The 25,237-nt window shown below is 66.7% G+C and carries 24 protein-coding genes and 1 riboswitch; of the genes, 14 read left to right on the top strand and 10 right to left on the bottom strand.

Annotated elements, in window-relative coordinates; all coding sequences use genetic code 11:
• From JHD80_RS16535 to hydA, 9 genes are all read left to right on the top strand, one after another.
• Window positions 1-283: ABC transporter permease subunit (locus tag JHD80_RS16535; protein WP_199089440.1), on the top strand; the 283-nt coding region annotated here is incomplete at its 5' end.
• Between the two features lie 10 nt (window positions 284-293).
• A complete protein-coding gene (locus JHD80_RS16540; RefSeq protein WP_199089441.1) occupies window positions 294-1,109 on the top strand; it encodes an amino acid ABC transporter ATP-binding protein in 816 nt (271 codons plus the stop codon).
• Between the two features lie 19 nt (window positions 1,110-1,128).
• A complete protein-coding gene (locus tag JHD80_RS16545; RefSeq protein WP_199089442.1) occupies window positions 1,129-1,971 on the top strand; it encodes an ABC transporter substrate-binding protein in 843 nt (280 codons plus the stop codon).
• Window positions 1,972-2,038: 67 nt separating this feature from the next.
• Window positions 2,039-2,911, top strand: a complete 873-nt coding sequence (locus JHD80_RS16550) for a polysaccharide deacetylase family protein (RefSeq protein ID WP_199089443.1) — start codon at window positions 2,039-2,041, stop codon at window positions 2,909-2,911.
• Window positions 2,912-3,099: 188 nt separating this feature from the next.
• A complete protein-coding gene (locus JHD80_RS16555) occupies window positions 3,100-4,530 on the top strand; it encodes an amidohydrolase family protein (protein ID WP_199089451.1) in 1,431 nt (476 codons plus the stop codon).
• Window positions 4,531-4,596: 66 nt separating this feature from the next.
• On the top strand, window positions 4,597-5,502 hold the full coding sequence (locus tag JHD80_RS16560) for a LysR family transcriptional regulator (protein ID WP_199089453.1): 906 nt from the start codon (window positions 4,597-4,599) through the stop codon (window positions 5,500-5,502).
• Between the two features lie 195 nt (window positions 5,503-5,697).
• Entirely contained in the window at window positions 5,698-6,999 is a 1,302-nt protein-coding gene (locus JHD80_RS16565) for a Zn-dependent hydrolase (protein ID WP_199089455.1), read from the top strand.
• A gap of 54 nt (window positions 7,000-7,053) precedes the next feature.
• Window positions 7,054-7,713, top strand: coding sequence for an aspartate/glutamate racemase family protein (locus tag JHD80_RS16570; RefSeq protein ID WP_199089457.1), 660 nt, complete (start codon window positions 7,054-7,056; stop codon window positions 7,711-7,713).
• A 14-nt stretch (window positions 7,714-7,727) separates the two neighbouring features.
• Window positions 7,728-9,209, top strand: a complete 1,482-nt coding sequence (gene hydA / locus JHD80_RS16575; protein WP_199089459.1) for a dihydropyrimidinase — start codon at window positions 7,728-7,730, stop codon at window positions 9,207-9,209.
• Window positions 9,210-9,246: 37 nt separating this feature from the next.
• On the opposite strand, the gene JHD80_RS16580 is transcribed toward hydA, so the two are convergent.
• Window positions 9,247-9,978 carry a GntR family transcriptional regulator gene (locus tag JHD80_RS16580; RefSeq protein ID WP_199089461.1) on the bottom strand — a complete coding sequence of 244 codons (732 nt, stop codon included), beginning with the start codon at window positions 9,976-9,978 and terminating at the stop codon, window positions 9,247-9,249.
• Window positions 9,979-10,095: 117 nt separating this feature from the next.
• Between JHD80_RS16580 and JHD80_RS16585 the strand changes: the two genes are divergently transcribed.
• From JHD80_RS16585 to JHD80_RS16605, 5 genes are all read left to right on the top strand, one after another.
• Window positions 10,096-11,082, top strand: coding sequence for a TRAP transporter substrate-binding protein (locus JHD80_RS16585; protein WP_199089463.1), 987 nt, complete (start codon window positions 10,096-10,098; stop codon window positions 11,080-11,082).
• Between the two features lie 175 nt (window positions 11,083-11,257).
• Window positions 11,258-11,791, top strand: a complete 534-nt coding sequence (locus JHD80_RS16590) for a TRAP transporter small permease (protein WP_199089465.1) — start codon at window positions 11,258-11,260, stop codon at window positions 11,789-11,791.
• Window positions 11,792-11,794: 3 nt separating this feature from the next.
• Window positions 11,795-13,075 carry a TRAP transporter large permease gene (locus tag JHD80_RS16595; protein WP_199089468.1) on the top strand — a complete coding sequence of 427 codons (1,281 nt, stop codon included), beginning with the start codon at window positions 11,795-11,797 and terminating at the stop codon, window positions 13,073-13,075.
• A gap of 10 nt (window positions 13,076-13,085) precedes the next feature.
• Window positions 13,086-13,922, top strand: a complete 837-nt coding sequence (kduI, locus tag JHD80_RS16600; RefSeq protein ID WP_199089470.1) for a 5-dehydro-4-deoxy-D-glucuronate isomerase — start codon at window positions 13,086-13,088, stop codon at window positions 13,920-13,922.
• Window positions 13,923-13,933: 11 nt separating this feature from the next.
• Entirely contained in the window at window positions 13,934-14,284 is a 351-nt protein-coding gene (locus JHD80_RS16605; protein ID WP_199089472.1) for a cupin domain-containing protein, read from the top strand.
• 10 nt (window positions 14,285-14,294) lie between these two features.
• Here JHD80_RS16605 and JHD80_RS16610 read toward each other — a convergent pair whose 3' ends face one another.
• The 9 genes from JHD80_RS16610 to JHD80_RS16650 all read right to left on the bottom strand — a co-directional run bounded on the left by JHD80_RS16610 (window position 14,295) and on the right by JHD80_RS16650 (window position 25,221).
• A complete protein-coding gene (locus JHD80_RS16610) occupies window positions 14,295-15,089 on the bottom strand; it encodes an ABC transporter ATP-binding protein (RefSeq protein ID WP_199089475.1) in 795 nt (264 codons plus the stop codon).
• A gap of 10 nt (window positions 15,090-15,099) precedes the next feature.
• Window positions 15,100-16,143: a FecCD family ABC transporter permease gene (locus JHD80_RS16615; protein WP_199089477.1), complete on the bottom strand. Its 1,044-nt coding sequence runs from the start codon at window positions 16,141-16,143 to the stop codon at window positions 15,100-15,102.
• Window positions 16,140-17,177: an ABC transporter substrate-binding protein gene (locus JHD80_RS16620; protein ID WP_199089479.1), complete on the bottom strand. Its 1,038-nt coding sequence runs from the start codon at window positions 17,175-17,177 to the stop codon at window positions 16,140-16,142. Before JHD80_RS16620 ends, JHD80_RS16615 begins: the two co-directional genes overlap by 4 nt.
• A 215-nt stretch (window positions 17,178-17,392) precedes the next feature.
• Window positions 17,393-17,604: riboswitch (cobalamin riboswitch) on the bottom strand.
• A 35-nt stretch (window positions 17,605-17,639) separates the two neighbouring features.
• A complete protein-coding gene (locus JHD80_RS16625) occupies window positions 17,640-18,818 on the bottom strand; it encodes a mandelate racemase/muconate lactonizing enzyme family protein (protein WP_349237289.1) in 1,179 nt (392 codons plus the stop codon).
• Between the two features lie 11 nt (window positions 18,819-18,829).
• On the bottom strand, window positions 18,830-20,317 hold the full coding sequence (locus JHD80_RS16630; RefSeq protein ID WP_199089483.1) for a M81 family metallopeptidase: 1,488 nt from the start codon (window positions 20,315-20,317) through the stop codon (window positions 18,830-18,832).
• A 281-nt stretch (window positions 20,318-20,598) separates the two neighbouring features.
• Window positions 20,599-21,447, bottom strand: a complete 849-nt coding sequence (locus JHD80_RS16635; RefSeq protein ID WP_199089485.1) for an ABC transporter permease — start codon at window positions 21,445-21,447, stop codon at window positions 20,599-20,601.
• Window positions 21,447-22,391: an ABC transporter permease gene (locus JHD80_RS16640; RefSeq protein WP_199089487.1), complete on the bottom strand. Its 945-nt coding sequence runs from the start codon at window positions 22,389-22,391 to the stop codon at window positions 21,447-21,449. The genes JHD80_RS16635 and JHD80_RS16640 overlap by 1 nt, the downstream gene beginning before the upstream one ends.
• 202 nt (window positions 22,392-22,593) lie before the next feature.
• Window positions 22,594-24,132, bottom strand: coding sequence for an ABC transporter substrate-binding protein (locus JHD80_RS16645; RefSeq protein WP_199089489.1), 1,539 nt, complete (start codon window positions 24,130-24,132; stop codon window positions 22,594-22,596).
• Between the two features lie 57 nt (window positions 24,133-24,189).
• A complete protein-coding gene (locus JHD80_RS16650) occupies window positions 24,190-25,221 on the bottom strand; it encodes a succinylglutamate desuccinylase/aspartoacylase family protein (protein ID WP_199089491.1) in 1,032 nt (343 codons plus the stop codon).
• Between the last annotated feature and the right edge of the window lie 16 nt (window positions 25,222-25,237).

Consider the following 25,237-nt stretch of genomic DNA (forward strand, 5'->3'; position numbering starts at 1 on the left):
GCTCTTGCGGCGGATCATCATGCCGCAGGCGATGCGTGTGATCGTGCCGCCGATCGGCAACGAGTTCATCGGCATGGTGAAGCTTACCTCGCTGGCGAGCGTCATCCAGTTCGCCGAGATCCTGCACAGCGCGCAGAACATTTACTACGCCAATTCGCGGGTCATCGAGCTGCTGATAGTGGCGGCGATCTGGTACCTTGTGGTCGTCACCGTGCTCAGCCTGATCCAGGGCCGGATCGAGGCCTATTATGCCCGCGGCGTCGCCGCGCCGGCGCAGCGCTGAGGAGCGGGCCATGACCGATATCCTCCCCAACATCCGGCCGATCGACCCTGACCATATCGCCGGCGCCCCGCTCGTCCTCGCCCAGAGGGTCGAGAAGCAGTTCGGACAGCTCAAGGTGCTGAAGGGCATCGACATCGCCGTCCCCAAGGGCGAGGTGCTCTGCATCATAGGCCCCTCCGGCTCGGGCAAGAGCACCTTCCTGCGCTGCATCAACCAGCTCGAACGGATCGACGGCGGCGCGCTCTGGGTTTCCGGCGAGCGCGTCGGCTATCACCGCGAGGGCAACAAGCTCTACGAGCTCGACGACAAGGCGATCGCCCGCCAGCGCCGCTCGATCGGTATGGTGTTCCAGCGCTTCAACCTGTTCCCGCATCTCACCGCCCTGCAGAATATCATCGAAGGGCCGGTGCAGGTGCTCGGCGAGCCCAAGGCGGACGCGACGAAGCGGGCGCTTGCCCTACTGGAGCGCGTCGGCCTCGCCGACAAGCGCGACGCCTATCCCTCGCAGCTTTCCGGTGGCCAGCAGCAGCGCGTCGCGATTGCCCGCTCGCTCGCCATGCGTCCGGAACTGCTGCTCTTCGACGAGCCGACCTCGGCGCTCGATCCCGAGCTGGTCTCCGAAGTGCTCAAGGTGATGCGCGACCTCGCCGAGAGCGGCATGACCATGATCTGCGTCACCCATGAGCTCGGCTTCGCCCGGGATGTCGGCCACCGCGTCGCCTTCATGGACCAGGGCCAGATCGTCGAGCTCGGCGACCCGCGCACCCTGCTGACCGATCCCAGGGAGGCGCGCACCCGCGCTTTCATCAACGCCGTCCGTCATTGATCACAAAAAGGGGATTACCATGTCGAAGACCTCCATCCTGCTCGGCTTGTCCGTCATCGCGCTCTGCACGGCTGCCGGCTTCGCCCAGGCCCAGAGCCTGCCGGCTCGCATCCTGGAGAGGAAGACGCTCTCCGTCGCGAATGTGCCGAACTATCCGCCGCTCGAATTCAAGGATCCCAAGACCGGCACGCTGACCGGCCTCGACATCGATCTCGGCAACGCCATCGCGCAGAAGCTCGGCATCACCATCAAATGGGAGGAGATCGGCTTCGAGGCGATGATCCCGGCGCTGACCACCGGCCGCGTCGACATGATCCTGTCGGGCATGAGCGACCTGCCGACGCGGCGCGAAACCCTCGATTTCGTCGACTATCTCGCCTCGGGCGCGCAGTTCTACACCAATGCCGACCGCAAGGACGAGTTCAAGGACCTCGCCGCGCTCTGCGGCAAGAAGGTCGGCGCCAGCCGCCGCACCTCCTTCCCGAAGGAGATGGAGACCTGGAGCAAGGAGAACTGCGAGGCCAAGGGCAAGCCGGCCATGCAGATCGTCGGCACCGAAGGCTCGGCCGATGCCCGCACGCAGCTGCGCCAGAAGCGCCTCGACGCCGCCGTGCAGGGCAGCGAAACCTTGCCCTATCTGATGGGCCAGGAGCCCGGCAACTACGCCATCCTCGGCACGCCCTTCACCACCGTCTACCAGGGCCTGGCCTTCGCCAAGAAGGACACCGAACTGCGCGACGCCGTCGCCAAGGCCTTCGCGACCATGCTGGCCGACGGCACCTATGCCGCCGTGCTGAAGAAATGGGAGCTCGGCGAGGCCAAGGTCGACAAGCTCATGATCAACGGCGAAGCCAAGAACTGATCACGCCATAACCGCATCCATGCCCCTGCCGCCCGGCGGGGGCACTCCCACCCGAAAGACGCCTGCCATGCTCACCGACTTCCCCCACCGCGTCGCCAATCTCGCCGATCCCGCGCCGGACTATCCCTGGCCGGAGGGCTATCGCAGCGCCGTCTTCCCGGCCTTCGACGTCGATGCCGAGACGGCCTGGCTGAACTACGACGCGAAGAACACCGACCGGCTGGTTACGCTCTCCCATGGCGGCTATGAGCAGCGCGTCGGCGTGCCGAAGATCCTCGAGCAGCTTCGTCTCATGGAGATCAAGGCGACCTTCTTCATTCCCGGCTGGGTCGTCGAGGTGCATCCGGCGATGTGCGAAGCCATCGCGAGGGACGGGCACGAGATCGGCCATCACGGCTACTCGCACAAGCGGCCGGAGCCCGGTGACTTCGCCGTCGACAAGGAGGAGATCGACAAGACGCTCGAGATCTTCAAGCGCATCCTCGGCGTCACGCCGGTCGGCTACCGCGCGCCTTCAGGCGAGAACTACGACGAACTGCTCGGCTATCTCCGCGACAAGGGCATCCTCTACTCCTCCTCCTTCCGCGACGACATCCGGCCCTATCGCCACAAGCTGCGCGACGGCTCGAAAGGCCCGATCGAGCTGCCGGTGGATATGTATTTCGACGATTGGCTCTACGGCCTGTCGCAGCGCTTCTCCCCGCGCCCGATGTTCCCGAAGGAGCATGTGCTCTCGATCTGGAACGACGAGCTCGACCAGCTCCGCGAATGGGGCGGCCTCGTCTCGATGGTGATGCACCCCCAGGTTTCGGGGCGTCCGATGCGGATCGGCATCATGCGCGAATTCCTGGCGCGGGCCCGCGGCTTCGGCGACGTCTGGATCGCGACCGGCCAGCAGATCGCCGAGCATTTCATCGCGCAGGAAAAGAAGGCGGGTTGAGTCCGTCATTCCGGGGCGCCCCACAGGGGCGAGCCCGGAACCCAGAAACGATGCCGCGTTCGAAAGAGCTGCATCGCTCTGACACAGCATCCCGAAACCCGGCATCGGCTCTGGGTTCCGGGCTCAGCGCTCCGCGCTGCCCCGGAATGACGAGAGAATCGACGGGCGCCGGCAACGATCGAGGCCCCATGACCACCCGCATCCGCAACGCCGACATCGTCATCGCCTATGACGCGGCCGCCGACGACCATGTCTATCGCCGCGATCTCGATGTCGTCTTCGACGCGAGCGGCATCCTGCATCTCGGCGACGGCTTCACCGGCGAGGTCACGCGCGAGATCGACGGCAAGGGCTTCATGGTCATGCCCGGCCTCGTCGACATCCACTCCCACCCGTCGAGCGAGCCCGGCAACAAGGGCATGACCGACGAGGTCGGCACGCCCAAACTCTACAATTCCTCGCTCTACGAGTTCCTCTGGCTGTTCCGCGCCGATGCCGAGGGCATCCCGCATCTGAACCACGTCGCCTGGTCCGAGCTGCTGATGTCGGGCACGACCACGCTGGTCGACCTCTCCTTCCCGAGCGAGGGCTGGCTCGACCGCGCCGCCGCGAGCGGCCTGCGCATGGTAATGGCGCCAATGTACCGCAACGGCCGCTGGTTCACCCGCAACGGCTATCAGGTCGAATACGAGCTCGACGATGCCGCCGGCCGGAAGGCGATGGAAGACGCCTTCAAGGTGATCGACGCTGCGCTCGCCCATGAATCCGGGCGGCTCTCCGGCCTCGCCTGCCCGGCCCAGATCGACACCTGCACGGAGGAGCTGTTCCGCGCCTCGATCGCGGCTGCCGCCGAGCGCAAGATTCCGATCCAGACCCATGCCGGCCAGTCGATCAGCGAATTCCACGAGATGGTCCGCCGCAGCGGGCTCTCGCCGATCCAGTGGCTGGACAGCGTCGGCTTCCTCGCGCCCAACGCCTCGATCGCCCATGCGATCTTCCTCGACGACCACCCATGGGTGCGCTGGCCGACCCGCACCGACCTCGCCCGGCTCGCCGAGACCGGCACCTCCGTCGCGCATTGCCCGACCGTCTTCGGCCGGCGCGGCTTCACGCTGCGCGATCTCGGCCGCTACCTGAAGGCCGGTGTCAATATCGGCATCGGCACCGACACCTTCCCGCACAACATGCTCGAAGAGCTGCGCCATGCCGGCGTCTATGCCCGCATCACCGGCGAGAGCCATGCCGTGGTGACGACCGGACAGGTCTTCCGCGCCGCGACTTTGGGCGGCGCCAGGCTGCTCGGCCGCGACGATATCGGCCGCCTGGCGAAGGGCGCCCAGGCCGACCTCGTCATGGTCGACCTGACCCATCCGATGATGCGCCCGACGCGTGATCCGCTGAAGAGCCTGATCAACGCGGCCGCCGACCGCGCCGTCTCCCATGTCTTCGTGCAGGGCAAGCAGGTCGTCGCCGACGGCAAGGTGCTGACCATGGACTATCAGGCCGCCTCCGACGGGCTGGAGCAGGCGCAGCGCCGGGCGCTCGCTAAGGCCTCCTCGCTCGACTGGGCCGGGCGCTCGGTCGATGACCTCTCGCCGCCGAGCTTGCGCTGGGCGTAAAGCCGAGAGGCTGGTATATGATTTGCTGACCAAATAGAGTGCCATCACTCTATTCGGATCGATCATATGAACCTTCGCCAGATCGAGCTTCTGCGCGCCGTCGTCCGCTGCGAGACGACGGTTCGCGCCGCGCAGGAACTGGGCCTGTCGCAGCCGGCCGTCAGCAATGCGATCAAGCATCTCGAAAGCCAGGTCGGTTTCCCGCTGTTCGAGCGCGTCAACAACCGCCTGTTCCCGACAGCCGAGGCCCGCTCGCTCTACGAGGATTCCGAGCCGATCTTCGCCCTGCATGCAGCCCTGGAGGCGAGGGTGCAGGACATCAAGGAGAACCGCGCCGGCCATATCCGCATCATCGCGACGCCGCCGCTGGGCTACGGCGTCCTGCCTGCGGCGCTGCGCAATTTCCTGGTCAAGCGGCCGAAGGTCCGGGTCTCCTTCGATGTCCGGCGCTTCGAGCATGTGCTGGAGAGCGTCGAGAACGGAACGGCCGAGCTGGGCTTCGTCATGGGCATGGACGACGATCGCGGGCTCGATGCCGAGACCTTCTTCACCGGCGACATGGTTTGCGTCATGCGGCCCGAGCATCCGCTTGCAGCGAAAGCGACGATCACGCCGGAGGATTTGCGCGACGCGCCCTATATCGCCCTCGAACAAGGCACGCGCATGGGCACGATCGTCCGGCGCGCCTTCGCCCAGGCCGATGTGCCCCACCGCTTCTCCGTGGAGGTCCGCTATTGCAACACGGCCTGCGTGCTGGCGGAAAGCGGCGTCGGCGTCGCGGTGGTCGATCCGCTTTCGCCGGTTTTCAGCGGTCATTACGACCTGGCCATCCGCCCCTTCGCGCCGGCTTCGGAGGTCCGAGCCTCGGCCGTGCGCTCGCGCAAGCGCCCGATCTCGCGTGCTGCCGACGCCTTCCTGCGCGAGGTCCGGCTGGTGGCTGCGGAAACCGCGGCCAAGCTCGGATCCGGCTGAGCGGGCTCGCGCTATTCAGCCTGCGAATGCCGCCCCCGAAATCCGCATAGACGCCGCCATTGTCCGGCCGCACGGGCTGGCCCAAAGTTTCCCGGCCGCCTCCCGGCGGCGAGGCTTACAAGACAGCGCATGCCCGGTTGCCGCCCTATCGCCGGGCGCGCAGCCGGGCCGCAACCGATACCCGACCGGACCGATATGACCGCCACCGCCAGGACGCCGTACACCGACACGACGATCGCCACGGCCGTCGCGGCCCAGCGCGGCTGGGTCGAGACGCTTTTCGATCGCCTGGCGGCCGGCAGCCGCGACGTCCCCGGCATCACGCGCGACACCTATGGCGCGGGTGAGGATTTCGGCCATCGCCTGCTGGCTGAGCATGGCAAGGAGCGCGGGCTTGCGGTCTCGCGGGACTTTGCCGCCAACACCTATGTCACCCTGCAAGGCCGCGAGGCGAACGCTCCGCGCATCCTGATGGGGTCGCATCTCGACAGCGTGCCGCATGGCGGCAATTTCGACGGCGCAGCCGGCGTCGCCGGCGGGCTCGTGGTCATCGAGACGCTGCGGGCGCTCGGCATCGCGCCGCGCTGCGACGTCACCGCGATGGGTGTACGCGCCGAGGAAAGCGTCTGGTTCCAGGTTTCCTATATCGGCAGCCGCTCGGCGCTCGGCACCTTGCCGGACGGGGCGCTGGAGGCGAAGCGTATCGACGACGGCCGCGTCCTCGCCGCCAGCATCGATGCCAGCGGCGGCGATTCCGCCGCGATCCGCCGGCGCGAGCGCCATCTCGACCCCGCCGCGATTCGGGCCTTTCTCGAAGTCCATATCGAGCAGGCGCCGAGCCTGGTCGAATCCGGCCTGCCGGTCGCGATCTGCACCGGCGTGCCCGGCAATTTCCGCTATCCCGACGCGCGCATCGTCGGCCGGCACGACCATGTCGGCACGCCCCGCCGCTTCCGCCGCGATGCCGCCATGGCCGGCGCCGAATTCGCGGTGATGCTGGACCGGCTCTGGCAGGAAGAGGAAGAGGCCGGCTTCCCGATGGCGGTGACGCTCGGGCGCTTCCACACCGACCCAGCCGTCCATGGCCTGACCACGGTGCCCGGCAGCTTCGCCTTCAGCCTCGACGTGCGCGCCTATGATCCGGCCGTATTGGAGCGCGTCGAGGCGAAGATGCTGGCTGGCATCGGCGAGATCGAGGCGCGCCGGCGCGTCAGCTTCGAGCTCGGCACGCGGGCCAGCGCTGCGGTCGGCCCGGTCGATCCCGGCATCGTCGCCGGGCTGGAGGCGGCAGCGAACCGGCAGGGCATTCCGACGATGCCGCTCGGCAGCCCCGCTTCCCACGACTCCGCCGCCTTCGCCGCCGCCGGCGTGCCGATCGCCATGCTGTTCGTGCGCAACGAGCATGGCAGCCATAACCCGCTGGAGGCGATGGAGATCGACGATTTCCTTGCGGCCTGCACCATCCTGGCGGATTGGGTGGTGCGAGAGGTCGCCTGAGCCGGCCAGCAATGCCATGCTGAACCCTAGACCCGCCAGATCGGACCCTTCGCGATGAGCCGCCGCCCCCGCATCCTCGTCATCAACCCCAACTCCAACGAGATGGTCACCGAGGGCTTGCGGCAGGCGCTGGTGCCGCTCGCCTTTGCCGAGGGGCCGGAGATCCTCTGCGAGAGCTTGCGCGAAGGGCCGATCGGCATCGAGACGCAGGAGCATGTCGAAAGCGTCACCCTGCCGCTGCGCCGCCGGGTCGAGGCCGCCAACGACGTCGATGCCTTCGTCATCGCCTGCTATTCGGACCCTGGCCTGCACATCGCCCGCGAGGGCACGGCGAGTCCCGTGTTCGGCATCGCCGAATGCGGCGTGCTCACGGCGCTCACGCGAGCGGACCGCTTCGGCGTCATCGCGATCAAATCGCGCTCGATCCCGCGCCACATCCGCTATCTCCGCCAGATGGGACTGATGGATCGGCTCGCCGGCGAGCGCCCGCTGGAGATGTCGGTGGCCGAGAGCGCGTCCGGCGAAGGCACGCTCCAGCGCATGATCGCGATCGGCACCGAGCTCAAGGAACTGGACGGCGCCGGCGCCATCGTGATGGGCTGTGCCGGCATGGCGCGGCATCGTCGGCCGCTGGAGGATGCGCTGGGCATCCCCGTGATCGATCCGACGCAAGCCGCAGTCGCCATGGCGATCGGTGCGTTGATGGTGCGTTGAAGGGACGAGGGCAGATGACGGCGAACTATGATCTGGTCATTCGCGGCGGCACGGTCGGCTCCGCCACCGGCAGCTTCCGCGCCGATGTCGCGGTCAAGGACGGCAAGGTCGCCGCGCTGGGCCTCGGGCTTGCAAATGGCGCCCGCGAGATCGACGCGACGGGCAAGCTCGTCCTGCCCGGCGGCATCGACACCCATGCCCATGTCGAGCAGGTCTCGGCCGGTGGTTTGCTCAATGCCGACACCTTCGAGAGCGCCACGACCTCGGCCGCCTTCGGCGGCAACACCACGCTGATCTCGTTCGCTGCGCAGCATCGGGGCCTCGATCTCCGGAAAGTCGTCGATGATTATTCGGCCCTCGCCCGGCGCGGCGCCCTGATCGACTACGCTTTCCACCTCATCGTCGCCAATCCCGACGCCAAGACGATCCAGCAGGATCTGCCGGCGCTGATCGGCGAAGGCCATGCCTCGATCAAGGTCTTCATGACCTATGATCTGATCAAGGTCGACGACGAGCCATTGCTCGATCTGCTCCTGACGGCACGCCAGAACCGGGCCCTCATCTGCGTACACGCCGAGAACCACGGCATGATCTCCTGGATGGGCAAGAAGCTGGTCGAGAAGGGCTATGTCGCGCCGAAATACCACGCGATCAGCCATCCGCGCGGCTCGGAGGCCGAGGCCTTTAACCGCCTGATCACAGCGGCCGAACTGCTCGATCAGCCGATCATGATCTTCCATGTCTCGACGGCCGAAGGCGCGCAGGTGATCCGCGATGCGCGGGGTCGCGGCCTCAAGGTCTTCTCAGAGACCTGCCCGCAATATCTTTTCCTGACCCGGCACGATCTCGACAAGCCCGGCCTGGAAGGCGCGAAATGGATGTGCTCGCCGCCGCCGCGTGAGCAGGCGGATCAGGATGCGCTCTGGCAGGCGCTGGCGCTCGGCGACATCCAGACGGTCTCCTCCGACCACGCGCCCTATCGCTTCGACGAGACCGGCAAGCTCTCGGCCGGCCCGAACCCGAATTTCAAGCAGATTGCCAACGGCCTGCCCGGGCTTGAGACGCGCTTGCCGCTGCTCTTCGACGCACTGGTTTCGCAGGGCCGGCCCGAATTCGCCGGGCGCGGGCTCGAAGCCTTCGTCGACCTGACGGCGACGGCGCCGGCCAAGATCTACAACCTCCCCGGCAAGGGCGCGCTGCTCCCCGGCTACGACGCCGATATCGCGATCTGGGACCCCGCCAAGCAGGTGACCATCACCGACGCGGCGATGCATGACCTGACCGGCTTCACGCCCTTCGCCGGCCGCAGCGTCACCGGCTGGCCCGAGCACGTCCTGGTTCGCGGGCAGGATGTCGTGAGCGGCGACACGCTGCACGCCGCTCCCGGCTCGGGCCGCTGGCTTGCACGCACCGGCGGCAGCGCCGCGGCGCCGACCGGCCGCCTCGTCGCCGATATGGATCCGCCGCGGAATTTCGGCGCGACCTTGCTCGACTGACCGGACTTCACCGCGGCGGAACGATCGGCCGCGCGCGCTACTCGAAAAGATCGGGATGATTGGACTCGGTCTTCGGCAGGGCGCGCAGGATCTCGGTGAGATGGTGGCGCATGGCGACTTCCGCCCGCGCCGCATCCTGCGCGTCGATCGCGGCCATGATCGCGCGGTGCTGCTGCACCAACGGCAACATCACGTCCACACCGGGCAGGGTCAGCTGGCAGACCCGGTCCATATGCGCCTTGATGTCCCGGATCGCCTCCCAGGCGAGCGGCATGCCGACGCCCTCGGCCAACTCGACATGGAAGAGCTCGTCATAGCGCTGGAAGGAGGCATGATCGTCGCGCTGCGCCGCCTTCTCCTGGACTTCGAGGAGATCGGCGATCCTCTGCCGGCTCTGGGGTGAGAAAGCCGTGCAGGCCTCACGCACGATCGCGACCTCGACCGCTTCACGGATGAAGCGCGCCTCCATCATCTTGCGGACGGAGAACTTCACCACGACCGTGCCGCGCTGCGGCTGGATATCGACGAGTCGCGTCTTGGCGAGCGCGATCAGCGCCTCGCGAACCGGCTGGCGCGAGACGCCGTATTTCAGCGCGATCTCCTGCTCCGACAGGCGCGTGCCCGGCGGCAATTCGAGCGCGATGATCGCTCGCCGCAACTCGGCTTCGACGCGACCGGCCGCCGAAGTGCCCTGAAGCGTGGCGGATGAGGCCAACGAAAGGCTCACGTCGAAAACCTCCTGGGCCTGTTGCGTACCATACTGCAACATACTACCATACAATCACTGCCGCAACCGGATGCCGGGGCGGGCAGCAAGCTTACGTTCGAGGCGCCAGCGAACAAGCCGGCAAACGGCAGGGTGCTCGAACTCACGGGAGAACGCACCATGACCGCACGCCGCAGTTTCCTCGCCTATACCGCCGCGCTGGCCCTTTCGGCCGCGGCAGCGACCAGCGCCCTCGCCCAGAGCGTGACGCTGCGCTCCGCCGACATCCACCCGACCGACTACCCGACCGTCGAGGCCGTCCGCTACATGGGCAAATTGCTCGAGGAGCGCACCCAGGGCCGCGTCAAGATCAACGTCTTCCACTCTGCCCAGCTCGGCCAGGAGAAGGACACGATCGACCAGACCCGGTTCGGCGTCATCGACATCAACCGCATCAACATGGCGCCGTTCAACAACCTGATCCCGGCGACCAATATCCCCTCCCTGCCTTTCATCTTCCGCTCGGTCGACCATATGCGGAAGGCGATGGACGGGCCGATCGGCGACAACCTGCTGAAGGATTTCGAGAAGCACGACCTGATCGGGCTCGCCCTCTACGATTCCGGCTCGCGCTCGTTCTACAACTCCAAGCGCCCGATCAACACGCCCGCCGACATGAAGGGCCTGAAGATCCGCGTCCAGCAATCCGACATGTTCGTCGCGCTGGTCTCGGCGCTCGGCGCCAATGCCACGCCGATGCCCTTCGGCGAAGTTTATTCTGCGCTCCAGACCGGCGTGATCGACGGCGCCGAGAATAACTGGCCCTCCTATGAATCGACCCGGCATTTCGAGGTCTCGAAGTTCTATTCGGTGACCGAGCATTCGCTCTCGCCGGAAGCGCTGGTGATGTCGAAGCGGAGCTTCGACAAGTTCAACGCCGCCGACCAGGCGATCATCAAGACCGCCGCCAAGGAGTCGGTTCTGAAGATGCGCGAGCTCTGGGATGCGCGCGAGAAGGCATCCGAGGCCAAGGTCAAGGCCGGCGGGGCCCAGATCAACCAGGTCGACAAGAAGCCCTTCATCGACGCGATGAAGCCGGTCTACGACAAGTTCGTCACCGACCCGAAGCTCAAGGACATGGTCGCCGCGATCCAGGCGGTGAACTGAGCCTCGCTCAGGCGAGGCGGCTCTCCGGCCGCCTCGCCCGACGTCGTCATCCCGGACAAGCGGCGAAGCCGCGCCGATCCGAGCTCCATGCCGGAATCGTTCAGGCATGGAGCCCGGGTCTCCGCTTCGCTCCGCCCGGGATGACCGGTCCTTATCGACAAAGCCGGGACATTCCATGCGCGCTTTCACCGCTTTCCTGACACGCCTCGACGCCAAGCTCAGCCTGTACGCGCTGATCGCCGCCGGGGCCGGCCTTGTCCTGATGACCGTGATGGTCGCCTGGGGCGTGTTCGGCCGCTACGTGCTCAACGACACGCCGATCTGGGTCGAGGCCGGCTCGCTCTTCCTGATGTCCTGGTTCATCCTGCTCGGCGCCGCCGTCGGCGTGCGCGAGAGCGACCATCTCGGCTTCGAGGTCGGGCTGGTGATGTCGCCGCCGCCCTTGCGGGCGGCACTGATCGTCATCGGCGAGGCCCTGGTCTGCGCCTTCGGCCTCGCCATGCTCGGCTATGGCTGGCAGCTCGCGGCGGGCACCTGGGCCGATCGCATGCCGATCATCGGCATCTCCCGCGGCTGGGACTATGTGCCGATCGCAGCGGGCGGCGCGCTGATCGCCCTGTTCGCGCTGGAAAAGCTCCTGCTCTTCGTCACCGGCGAGCAGCAGGCGCCGCTCGGCTTTGTCCATTTCGGCGAAAGCCAGGAGGCCTGAGCCATGGAACTCTGGATCCTCTTCGGCGTCTTCTCGCTCCTGCTGCTGATCGGCGTGCCCGTCGCCTTCTGCCTCGGCATCGCCTCGGTCGCGACCGTCGCCTATATGGGCCTGCCGCCGGTCGTCGTCTTCCAGCAGATGAATTCCGGCATGAACGCTTTCGCCATGATGGCGATCCCGTTCTTTATCTATGCCGGCGACCTGATGATCCGCGGCGGCATCGCCGAGCGGCTGATCCAGATGGCGGCGAGCCTCGTCGGCCATCTGCGCGGCGGGCTCGGCCAAGTGAACGTGGTCACCTGCACGCTGTTCGGCGGCATCTCCGGCTCGGCCGTGGCCGATGCTTCCGCCGTCGGCGGCCTCATGATCCCGCAGATGAAGAAGCGCGGCTATGACGCCGACTACGCCGTCAACGTCACCGCCAACGCGGCGATCATTGCCCTGCTGATCCCGCCCTCGCACAACATGATCATCTATTCGCTCTCGGCGGGCGGCAATCTCTCGATCGCGGACCTGTTCACGGCCGGCGTCGTGCCGGGCCTGCTGCTCTGCGCCGCGCTGATGGTCGCCGCCTGGGCGGTCGCGGTGAAGCGCGGCTATCCGCGCGAGCCCTTCCCCGGCTTCGCGACGGTCGGGCGCTATGTCGTGCTGGCGCTGCCCGGCATCCTGCTGATCGGCATCATCTTCGGCGGCGTCCGTTCCGGCGTCTTCACCGCGACGGAATCCTCCTGCGTCGCGGTGGTCTACGCGATCCTCGTCACCATCTTCGTCTATCGCCAGCTCACCTGGACCGCCTTCGTCGAGGCGACCTTGGGCGCCGTGCGCACCACGGCGATGGTGCTGCTGGTGATCGGGACGGCCGGCGCCTTCGGCTGGCTGATGGCCTTCTTGGAGGTGCCGCAAGCGACGATCGCGGCGATGAAGGCCGTCTCCGACAACCCGATCACCATCCTGCTGATGATCAACCTGATCCTGCTGGTGCTCGGCACCTTCATGGACATGGCGCCGATGATTATCATCTGCACGCCGATCTTCCTGCCGGTGGTGAAGGCCTTCGGCGTCGATCCCGTGCATTTCGGGGTGATCCTGATCCTCAACGCCGGCATCGGCCTCAACACGCCGCCGGTCGGCTCGGTGCAGTTCGTCGCCTGCGCCATTGGCCGCATCTCCATCGGCGAGTCGATGCGCACGATCTGGCCGTTCTACGGCGCCAGCATCGCCGTGCTCCTGCTCGTCACCTATGTGCCCGGCCTGTCGCTCTGGCTGCCGCGCCTGTTCCACTGAAGGACCGGACATGACCATCGACATCCGCCAGGTTTCGCATCCCGAGGCCGTGAAGGGCTTCGACACGGCGGAGCTGCGCCGCCATTTCCTGATCGAGACGCTGTTCGTCTCCGGCGAGGTCAAGCTGACCTACAGCCATCTCGACCGCGTCATCGTCGGCGGCGCCATGCCGGCCGGCAAGGCGATCGTGCTGCCGACACCGAAGGCCGTCGGCACCGACGCCTTCCTCAGGCGACGCGAACTCGGCATCGTCAATGTCGGAGGCCCCGGCAAAGTATCGGTCGGCGGCAACGACTATCCGCTCGCCAAGCGAGACGCGCTCTATGTCGGCAAGGAAGCAGGCGAGGTTTCCTTCGCCAGCGACGATGCGTCGAACCCGGCCAAGTTCTACCTGCTCTCGACCCCGGCCCATGCGGCGCACCCGACCAGGGTGATCCGCGAGTCCGATGCCAGGACGCTGCATCTCGGTGAGCAGGCCACCGCCAACAAGCGGACGATCCGCCAGTACATCATCCCGGGCGTCTGCGAGACCTGCCAGCTCGTCATGGGCGTGACCACGCTGGACGAGGGCAGCATCTGGAACACGATGCCCTCGCATACCCATGACCGGCGCTGCGAGATCTATCTCTATTTCGACGTTCCCGCGGACGCCCGCGTCTTCCACCTGATGGGCGAGCCGCAGGAGACCCGCCATCTCGTCGTCGCCAACGAGCAGGCGATCCTCTCGCCGGGCTGGTCGATCCATTCCGGCGTCGGGACGAAGGCCTATTCCTTCATCTGGGGCATGGGCGGCGACAATGTCGACTATACCGACATGGACATGGTCGCGACCGGGGATCTGCGCTGAGGGAGATCGACATGGACCGCAAGAACGAGCCCTTCGCCCATGATGCCGACCTCGCCTGGGAGCCGGCCGGCATCGGCGTGACGCGCAAGATTCTGACCTATCGCGACGAGGTGATGATGGTGCGCGTGCGCTTCGAGGCCGGCGCGATCGGCCCGCCGCACAGCCATCCGCATATCCAGTGCTCGCTCGTCGAATGCGGCACCTTCGACATCACCATATCGGGGCGGACCGAGCGCCTGGTTGCCGGCGACAGCTTCACCGTGCCGCCCGATGCCGTGCACGGCGCCGTCAATATCGAGGCCGGCGTCCTGCTCGACGTGTTCACGCCGATGCGCCGGGATTTCGTGTTGCCCGGGACCTAGGAGCGGTCGACTAACAGCTCCCCGGCATGCCCTTCCGCGGCTCGGCCTCGACCAGGTATTCGATGTGGCGGCGCCCTGATGCGCCCGGGCGGATCGAGACCGCAACACCGAAGATGCGCTGGATCGCCTCTGCCGTCAGGACCTCCTCCGGCGCGCCGGCCGCCTGCAGGCGCCCGTCATGCAGCAGCGCGATCTCGTCGCAGAACATGGCGGCGAGGTTGAGATCGTGCAGCGCCATGATGCAGGTGATGCCGAGGCGACGGACCAGGCTGAGGATCGAGAGCTGGTGCTGGATGTCGAGATGATTGGTCGGCTCGTCCAGGATCAGCTCGCTCGGCTCCTGCGCGAGCGCCCGCGCAATATGGACGCGCTGACGCTCTCCGCCTGAGAGCGTATGCCAGAACTGGTCGTGGCGCTCGGTGAGCCCGACCCGCGCCAGCGCCTCGTTGACGGCCGCCTCGTCGGCATCGTTCCAGGAGGCGAGCGCGGCACGATGCGGCGTGCGACCGAGGCGCACCACGTCGCAGACGGAGAGCTGGATCTCGGTCGTCGCCTGCTGCTCGACGAAAGCGAGACGACGGGCGAGATCGCGACGCGGCACGCCGGCGATGTCGTTCCCGTCGAGCATGACGACGCCGCTCGCGACATTGCGCAAGCGGCAGAGCAACCGGAGCAGGCTCGATTTGCCGGAGCCGTTCGGGCCGATCAGGCCGAGCACGCGACCGGGCGCCGCTGCCAGCGTAACGCCATCGACGATCATCCGGCCGCCGACACCCCAGCGGACCTCACGGGTCGCGAGCGTCATGCCGGCCTCCTCATTGCGGTCTCCTGGCTCTGTAGAGGATCAGCGCGAAGACGGGGGCACCGAAGAGCGCGGTGACCACGCCGATCGGCAGGATCTGTTGGGGTATCAGGACGCGGGAGAGGATATCCGCGAGGATCATGAAGATCGCGCCGATGACGAGGCAGGCCGGCAGCAAGCGGGCATGGCCCGAGCCGACGAGGAAGCGCGCGGCATGGGGAATGATTAGCCCGACGAAGCCGACCGTGCCGACGATCGAGACCATCACGGCCGTCATCACCGCAGTCGTCGCGAAGAGCACGACCTTGACCCGCGTCACGGCGACGCCAAGGGAAGCGGCCGCATCGACGCCGAAGGCAAAGGCATCCAGCACCTTGGCGTGCAGCATGCAGATGCCGAAACCGATGAAGGCAACCGGCGCCGCCATCCAGATGTCAGGCCAGCGCACGCCGCCGAAATTGCCGAGCAGCCAGAACATGACGCCCCGCGCCTGCTCGGCGCTGGCGAGCGTCGTGACGATCGTCGCCGTCGCGGCATTGAAGAGCTGCGAGGTGGCGACGCCGGCGAGAATAACGCGGTCACTCGCGCCCCCTGCCCCCGCCGCCAAAAGCGCGACGACGACGAGCGCGGCGCAGGAGCCGATGAAGGCACCGGCGGAGACCGAGAGCACCGCGCCGCCGATGCTGATGCCGAGGATCAACACCGCCACGGCGCCGGTCGAGGCACCCGCCGAGATGCCGAGGATATAGGGCTCGGCCAGCGGATTGCGCAGCAGCGCCTGCAGGATCGCGCCCGACAGCGCGAGCGCGCCGCCGCATAAGCCCGCCATCAGCGCCCGGCTGAGGCGATAATCGAAGATCACGCCCTGCTGGATCGCGCTGACAGGGAAGTCGAGGTCGAACAGCCCGTTGCCGAGCGCCTTCAGGGCCGTGTCCAGCGGGATACGCATCTCGCCGATCGTCACCGCCAGCGCGACCGACAAGGTCAGCGCCAGCAACGAGGCCAGCGCGATGCCGATCCGCGCCGGCCAGTTCGGCCCGTGGGCGGCGTGGCTCAACGTGAGAGCCCGAAGCCGGCGATCGCTTTGGCGAGGGTCTCGATACCGTCGACCGTGTCGAGCCCGGCGCGGGTCGCGCCGACATCCAGGATGACGATGCGGCCATTCTTCACGGCGTCGAGCTTGCTGGCGACCGGATCGGTCTTCAGGAAGTCCAGCTTCTTCTCGATATCGTCGGCCGGGAAGCGGCGGCGATCCATCTTCACGGTGACGATCACGGCCGGATTTGCAGCGGCGATGCTCTCCCAGCCGACCAGCGGCCATTCCTCGTTGGTCGTGATGATGTTGCGGGCGCCGAGCTTCGACAGGATATAGGCGGGCACGCCGTTCCTGCCGGCCATGAAGCCGTCGCCCTTGATGTCTTTGCTGGAGAACCAGACGACGACCGGCACGTCCTGCGCCTTCAGCTTCGCGACCTGCTCGACAGCCTTGTCCTCGCGCGCCTTGAGCTCGGCGACGAGCTTCTCGGCGCGGTCGGCGACATCGAAGATTTCGCCGAATTCGCGGATGTTGCGATAGACCAGCTCCATCGTGAACATCTGCGTGCGCACGCCGTCGCCGGCTCCGGAATTGTCCTTGCCGACGCAATCGGTCGGCGAGACGTAAGTCGGCACCTTCACCTTGGCGAACTGGTCGCGCTTGCCGACGATGCCGTTGGGCCCGACATGCCATTCGAACATCGCGGTGACGAGATCGGGCTCCTGCGCCAGCACGGCCTCGAAGCTCGGATCGTTGTCGGCGAGGCGTTTCACCTTGGCGTTGACCGCCTCATAGGGTTTGGCCACCGGTGAGAACCAGACCGCCGTGCCGACGACACGGTCGCCGAGGCCGAGCGCATAGAGGATTTCCGTCTGGGTCTGGCCGATCGCGACGACGCGCTTGGGCGCGGCGTTGAAGGTGATCGTCTCGCGGCAATTCTCGAGGGTCAGCGGGTATTTGGTCGGCGCTGCGACGGCCGTGCTTGCGGCGAGAGCGCCGAACAGCGCGGCGGCCGACAGGCGAAGCAGGGGATTGAACGGGCGCGCAGCCGGCATCGAGGCCATCCGAAATGTAACAATATTGCATTTCTGATAGAGCGCGCTGCAGGCAGCCGTCAAGCCGCCTTGAGCGGCTTGGGTGGTGGTCTTCGTGAACATGGGTTTCATCGCTCCCCGAGATGACGGCCGGGGCAGCTTCGGGCATGTGGGGCGGGAGGCCGGCCGCAAGGGCCACCATCGACACACAGGCTTCGGAACACCCCGTCCGAAAGACGTCTTCGACGACCGGGGCAGGTCTCCTGGCTCGCGGGTCGATGCCTGTTCCGCCCGGCCTTCCCGGCGCGTCAGGCGCCAGTGGACGATGGGTGGAGAGCTCGCCGCTTACAGTTGCGGGGGCAGCCTCGGCATTTGCGCGTGGCGCGCAGCACCGAATTCCCTCTTAGCTCCGGGAGCAACCCGGAGAACCTCGATCGGCGCCCACCCTATAAGGGTGCGGCGCTGCGTCAAGCAGGCATGGCTTCAAAGGCCTGGCGTGCTGTAGAGCCGCTTGCCGCCGACGGATATCTCGACCTCCTGCAGATAGCCGCGCAGCGCGGCCGTCGCGACCTCGATGCCGAGGCCGGGCGCATCGGGAGCCGCGACCTGCCCATTGGCATCGCGCTCCAGATGGTTGGCGGAGATCACTGTGGCCAGCGGCTTCGGCATGGCCGGATACTCGCAGATCTCGTGATCGGCCAAGCCCGCATAGGGCTGGAGCGAGGCCGAGAGCGCGAGATGCGAGGTGAAGGTGTGGTTGACGAAGGTCACTCCCTTCGCGACCGCATAATCCGCCACGGCCTTAGACGGACCGATGCCACCGATCCGGCCGCAATCGATCTGGACATAGCCGATGCCACCATAGTCGATGAGCTGCCGCGCCATCGACTCGTTATGGGCGCCCTCCCCGCCGGCCAAACGGACCTTGGGGCTGCGCCTGGCAAGAGCGCCATAGGCTTCGAGCGCGCTGGCGTGGAAGGGCTCCTCGAACCAGAGCACGTTGGCCTTTTCCATCGCCGGCAAGCGGGCGGCGGCGCGCGCGACATCCTCGATGAAGATCTGTCCGGTATCGACGAGCAGGATGCCGTCCTGACCCAGCCCCTCGCGAGCGGCGACGAAATGCTCCGCATCGGCCTCGACGCTGCCGCGCCCGATCGGCCCCCAGCCGAACTTGGCGGCACGGAAGCTGCGGCTGCGGGCATCGCGGGCGCGTTCGAGCGTTTCCTGCGCCGTGTCGCCGAAAAGGACGGAGGCATAGGGCGTCTTGGGATGGCTTTTCGCGTATCCGAGCAGACGCCAGACCGGCTCGGAGCGCATCTTGCCGAGGATGTCCCATAAGGCCATCTCGACGCCCGAGAAGGTATGCGGCGCCTGCAGCAGGTCCATCGAGTTATAGGCGACGGCGGCGGCGATGCGGGCGATATCCTCCGGGCTTTCCAGATTCTGGCCGAGCACGGAATCGGCGACCGGACGGCAGACGCCATGCGACATCGGGCAAATGAAGGCGGCGATGGAGGGCAGCGGCGCCGCCTCGCATTCGCCCCAACCGACATGGCCGCCGGCGGCGACCCTGACCAGCAAGGCATCCTGGCTGCCATCGGCCTCGTCGGTGACGACGGGCATGGCGAGATAGAAGAAATCGACGGCCTCGATCCTGGGCACGGGCTTCATCCTCACAGTTCGTAGATCGTGGCGCGGGGCGCGAAGGTGACGCCCTCGTCGAGCGGGTAGATCGGCCGGGCGCAGATGGTGTGGCCGAGGCTTCTGAGGTTGGCGGAGGTCGCGCCGGGTGCGTCGATGTTGAAGTTCCGCGCGCACCACTGGTCGAACATGTGGAATTCGGTGTGGGGCGACTTCACCACGATCAGGTCGAAATCGGTGGGGTCGATGCCGTTGGCGTAATACATCGCGCGGTCGAACAGGCTGACCGAACGGCTCATCACCACGACGGTGACATTGTCCCAGGTCAGCACGGCCGTCGGCCCGGCGCTGAGCGGCGCTTTCATCGTTTCCAGCGCGGCTTCGCCGTCGGAGAGCAGCTTGACCTTGCCCTTCACCTTCATCGGCGGAAAGCGGGCGGGATCGATCGAGCCGCCGAGCGTGACCTCGATCGTCGCGCCGACGCCGGCCTTATGCGCCGTAGCCGCAGCCGGCGCATCGACGATCTGGGCCAGCACCCGCTTGCCGGAGCCGGCCTTGCGCAAAGCGGCGAGGATAAGGTTGCTGTCGCCGGAGGCGCCGGAGGAGGTCGCGTCGGCGGCATCGGTGAAGATCACGGGGCCGTCGATGCTGCGGGCCTGGGCGATGGCGCGGTCAAGCGGGACGAGCTTGCCTTGCATGCGGAAGCGCAAGGGCCAGAATTCCTCGGCAAGCCGGATCGCCTCGCGCTCGGCGGTTGCCCTGTCGCCATCGGTGAGGATCAGCACCTGCGAGCAGAGCTCGGGCACGTCGGTGAAGGGATTGCCGATCATGATGCCGGCCGCGAGTGCCCGCCCCTCCTCCTCGAGCCGGCGGCATTCGGCGAGAAGCTCGCCATAGCAGCCGGTCTTGGTGATGAGCTCGTCGCCGCGCACCAGCGCGGGAATGACGACGCGGGCGGCGACGGGCTTGATGCCGCCGGCCATCAGCTTCAGCAGCAGTTCGGCGGCACGGCGACCGGTATCGGCGAAATCGACATGGGGATAGGTCCAGTAGATCGCGAAGCCGTCGACTTGGCGCAGCATGCGGTCGGTCAGGATGCCGTGCAGGTCGAGCGAGATGACGATCGGCATGTCCGGCCCGACGCGCTGGCGCAGCTTCTCCAGCAGGTAGCCTTCGGGGTCGAGCTCGCCATCGGCCCCCATCGCGCCATGCAGCGAGACATAGATGCCGTCGATGCGGTCGAGCTTGGCGAAGATGGCCGTGAGGATTTCCTCGGAGAGCTTCTTCCAGCCTGCGGCCGAGAGCAGGCCCGCACTGCCGGAGCGCGCGCAGATCGTCGGCACGATCTCGATATCGCCCCTCGCCTCGAAGACTGCGAGCGCGCCGCCGAGTTCCTGGTTCTGGCCGCGCTGGACGTAGAGGCCGTCGCCATGGTGGATCAGGAAGTTCTCGTAATACGACGGCAGCGGGTTGAAGGAGGATATCTCCTGCTTGCAGTCGGCGATCAGGATGCGCTTCATCGGGCGGCTCCTAGAGGCTGTTAGTGACCATGGGAAGGATTTGACGCTGGCGATTTTGCGCAAATGCAAGGAGTTCGAGGACGCAAACCTTCCGGTTTGCTACGAAGAACGACACGGCAGTTGCGCAAAAGCGCCGCGCCCTCGGGGTGAGGTGAAAACCGCAGAGCTGCAGCGTCGCACCGCTTGCCGATACCAGTGGTATCGGCGGCGCGATGCTCCTCCCATCTCTGCGGTTTTGACCTCATCAAATCCCTCCCATGGTCACTAACAGCCTCTAGGGTTCAGAATTTCAGGCGGGGATCGAGCACGTCGCGCAGGCCGTCGCCGAGCAGGTTGAGGCCGAGCACGCAGGCGATGATCGCGAGGCCCGGAAACACCGTGATCCACGGGGCTTCGCGCATGAAGTCGCGGCCTTGCGCGATGATCGAGCCGAAGGAGGCGGTGGGCGGCGGCGGGCCGGCGCCGACGAAGGAAAGTGCGGCTTCGGCGAGGATCGCGATGGCGAAGACATAGGTCAGGCGCACGATCAGCGGCCCGGCGACGTTGCGCAACACATGCTTGAACAGGATGGTCCACTCGCCGACACCGATCGAGCGCGCCGCGGCGATGTATTCCTGCTCCTTTTCGAGCAGCACCGAGGCCCTCACGATGCGGGCGGTGTGCGGCGTCGTGGCAATGGCCAGCGCGATCACGACATTGGTCAGCGACGCGCCAAGCACGGCCGAGACGACCATGGCGAGCACGATCGAGGGGAATGCCATCAGAGCGTCCATGATCCGCATGATCGGCTGATCGAGACGGTGGAAATAGCCGGCGATGGCGCCGCTCAGCGTGCCGGCGACCCCGGCCAGCACCGCCGTGAAGGCACCGATGGCGAGCGAGATGCGGGCGCCGATCATGACGCGAGAGAGGATGTCGCGGCCGAAATGGTCGGTGCCGAACCAGTGTGCGGCATCAGGCGCGGCCAGGCGGGCCCGAACGTTGCTCTTGAGCGGATCGAAGGGCGTGAGCCAGTCCGCGAAGATGGCGACCGCGACCATGACGAGCACCAGCACCACTCCGATCGCGAAGGAGCGGTTGCGCAGAAGACGCCCCCAGAGGGCGCGGCCGACGAGTGGCGTGCCCTGCATCAGGCCAGCCTCACGCGCGGATCGACCACGGCGTAGAGGATGTCGACGACGAGATTGATCGCGAGATAGACGACCGCGAGGAAGAGCAGGCCGCCTTGCAGCACCGGGAAATCACGCGAGGCGATGGCGCCGACGATCAGGCGGCCGATGCCGGGGATCGAGAAGACCTGCTCGACGATGACCGCGCCGCCGAGCAGCGCGCCGGAGACGATGCCGATGACCGTGAGGATCGGGATCATCGCGTTGGGCAATGCATGGCGCAGGACGACATGGAGCTTGGCCAGCCCCTTGGCATCGGCGGTGCGAACGTAATCCTGCGAGAGCGTATCCAGCATCGAGGCGCGCGCCATGCGGGCGATGAAGCCGACCTGCACCAGCCCCAACGTCAGCGCCGGCAGGATCATGCCGCGCAGCCATTCGGCGGGGGATTGCAGGAAGGGCGTGAAGCCGCCGCTCGGCAGCCAGCCGAGCGACACGGCGAAGACCAGCACCATGACGAGGCCGAGCCAGAAATCCGGCACCGAGAGCCCAAGCAAAGCCGTGGTCATCACCGCCTGGTCGGGCCAGCGGTTGTGATTGACGGCGGCGATAATGCCGGCAGCGACGCCGAAGAACACGGCGAACGCCAGCGCCAGCGCGGCGAGCGAGAGCGTGACCGGCAGGCGCTCGATCAGGGCCGCCGTCACCGAGCGGTTGAGCAGGATCGACTGGCCGAGATCGCCGCTGAGGATGCGGCCGTACCAGCCCAGCATCTGCTGCGGCAGCGAGAGATCGAGCCCGAGCGCGCCGCGCAGCTTGGCGACCTGCTCGGGCGTCGCCGAGGCGTCGAGGAAGGCCGCCGCCGGATCGCCCGGCACCAGCCAGATCAACGCGAAGGACATCAGCGAGACCAGGACGAGCACGAGAAAGGCGCCCGCGAGCCGGCGGATCAGGAAATGTCCCATGCCGCCCTCCTTCCGAGCGTTGGTCGATGATCGGGAAAGGCGCGCGTCATCCCGGGCGCCCGGAGGGTGACCCGGGATCCATGCCGGAGCGCTTCCGAAGAAGGCTCGGGCATGGATCCCGGCTCTTCGCTAAGCTCCGGCCGGGATGACATCGCGCATTATGAGAGCAGGCAAGGCTTACGACGGCTAACTTGGCGCGCTCTCAAGGCTCCAGCCAGACGCCCCACATGCGCGGGATGCGATAGGGCTTGAAGTTCTTGAGTTTGGCCGTGGAGGCCTGGAAGACCCCGTAATTGCCGGCCTTCATCGCCACCGCTGCATCGTACATGTGCTTCTGGAAGGCGTCGAAGAGGGCCTTGCGCTTGCCTTCGTCCATCTCGGCATTGAAGGCGGCGGCGATGCGGTCGATCTCCGGGTCCTTCGCCTGCTGCGAAAGGCCGTTGACCCAGGGCGCCATCACCGAGCCTGGACCCTCATAGGGCTCGATGCCGAAGCCATGGGTCCAGAAGGTCCAGCCTGTCGGCGTAAATCCGATCTTCGAGACGGTCGGCCAGTCGGAGACGGCGATATCGACCTCGACACCGATCTCCTTCAGCTTCTGCTGGACCAGCGTCGCGGTGTCGACATTGGGGCGCAGGTTGTCGGTGATGAAGGTAATCTTGCCGCCCTTGTAGGAGGATTTGGCAAGCAGCTCCTTGGCGAGCTTGATGTCGGACTTGTTGTACTTGTCGCTCCCGACCGTCGAATAAAAGGCGGAGCCGGGATAAAGCCAGCTCGGGTCCATCTGGTAGATATCGGCATAGGAGATCGCCATGATCTCCTCCATGTCGAGCGCCGCCTGGACGGCGAGCCGGAAGTTCACGTCATTGGCCGGGGCCTGAGCCTGGTTGAACTTGATGACCTGCAGGCCGAACGGCATCACCTTGTGGATGGTGAAGCGGTTGTCGGTGCCGAGGCGCTTGGCGGTCGGGCCGTCGACGGTCTCGTTGAACTGGATCTGGCCGGCTTCGAGCGCCGCGCTGCGGGCGCCGCCTTCCGGCATGAAACGGAAGGTCACGGTGTCCAGGAAGGCTTCCTTCTTGCCGGCGAAGCCGTCGCGGCTGGTGCCCTTCGGATTAGGGGCGTAGCCGTCATAGCGTGTCAGCTTGACGTGGCTGTCCGGCTTGTACTCGACGAACTTGTAGGGGCCGGTGCCGATGATCTCGATCTTGCCGGCCTCCTTCGCGGCCTCGCTTGCCGGATAGATCGCGATCGGGGCGCGCGGCGAGGAGAGATTATCGAGGAAGGTCGATTGCGGCTCCTTCAGCGTGACCGTCACCTCATGCTCGCCGCTCGCCTTGATCGTGTCGATGGCAGCAACCAGCGCCGGCGAAGCGCCGACCTTGCGGTAGCGCTCCAGCGAGGCGACGACATCGGCGGCATCGAGCTTCTTGCCGTTATGGAAGGTCACGTCCTTGCGGATCGGGAAGACATAGGTCTTTCCATCCGGTGAGATCGTCACGCCCTCGGCTAGTTCCGGCACCGGCTTGGCGTTCTCGTCGCGGGCATAGAGCGTCTCGAAGATATGCAGCGTGACATTGCGCGAGGCCTGCGCCGAGGTGATCTGCGCATCGAGCGAGGGCGGCGCCTGGCTGATGCCGATGACGACCTCGCCGCCCTTGCGTTGGGCCAGCGCGCCTTGCGCCCCTCCGAGCATGAGTGCCGCCGCGAGGGCCGCGCCAACGATGATGTGCTTTGCCATGTTCTTGTCCCCTCAGGATTGATGGTCAGGCACGGTGTGGTTCAGGCATAGGCTTGGTCACGCGGCGGCGCGCACCGCGTCGTAATCCTCCATCAGGACCGCGACAGCATCGCCGCGCTGGACGCGGCCGGGCCCGGCGGACATCCAGAGCACGCCGTCGCGGCGATAGCGCACCTCGAGCGGGTCGCGGTCGATGTCCTCGACGAAATGCAGGTAGCCCGCGAGATCGCCGGCCCGGCAGACATCGCCGACGACATGGCGCGGCTCGAACAGTCCGCCGGCCGGCGCGAAGGAATAACCGGCGGCATCGCGCACCATCATGTGGCGCGTACCGGGCGAGCCGTCGCGCTGCGTCGTGTCGGGCTTGCCGTCCATGAGGCCGAAATGCTTGAGGATGTTGGCCAGCGCCCGATCGGCGATGCGCACGCCCTCGACATTGACGCGGCCCCAGCCGCCGAGCTCCGTGCCGAGCGAGAGGATGCCGCGCTTCTCGACCGAGGAGGTCAGCGTCGCGCCCTCGTCGACGCCCCAGAACACGACATTGTAGGGCGCGCCGAAGGCGGCGGCCGCCGCCATGGTGCGTTCGCGCAGGGCTGCGTCGGCGACGTAATGCATGTTGGTGGAGAGCGCCGAGTCGCCGGAATGGCCGGCGGTATGAAGATCGACGGAGATATCGACCAGCGGCAGCACCACCGTATCGACGAAATGCGCCAGCATCTCGGAGAAGGTGCCGCGCGGATTGCCCGGGAAGCAGCGGTTCATGTCGCGGTTGTCGACCGGCGAGAGCCGGGTGTCGTTGAGCACGGCCGGCATGTTGAGCGCGGGGATCATGATCACCCTGCCCTGCACCTTCGCCGGATCGAGGCTGCGGGCAAGACGCGAGACCGCGATCTGCCCTTCGTACTCGTCGCCATGGACGCCGCCGGTGAACAGGACCGTCGGCCCGGAGCCGTTCTTCACGCTGATCACGGGGATCTCGACGACGCCCCAGCCGGAGGTATTGCGCGACAAAGGCGCCCGCAGATAGCCGGCCTGCCGGCCCGAAGCTTCAAAGTCGATCTCGCAACGAATCCGACTTTCCGACGCCATGGCGAACCCCTTCCCG

It is taken from the genome of Allobosea sp. ASV33 (assembly GCF_016428755.1).
GTDB lineage: Bacteria > Pseudomonadota > Alphaproteobacteria > Rhizobiales > Beijerinckiaceae > Allobosea.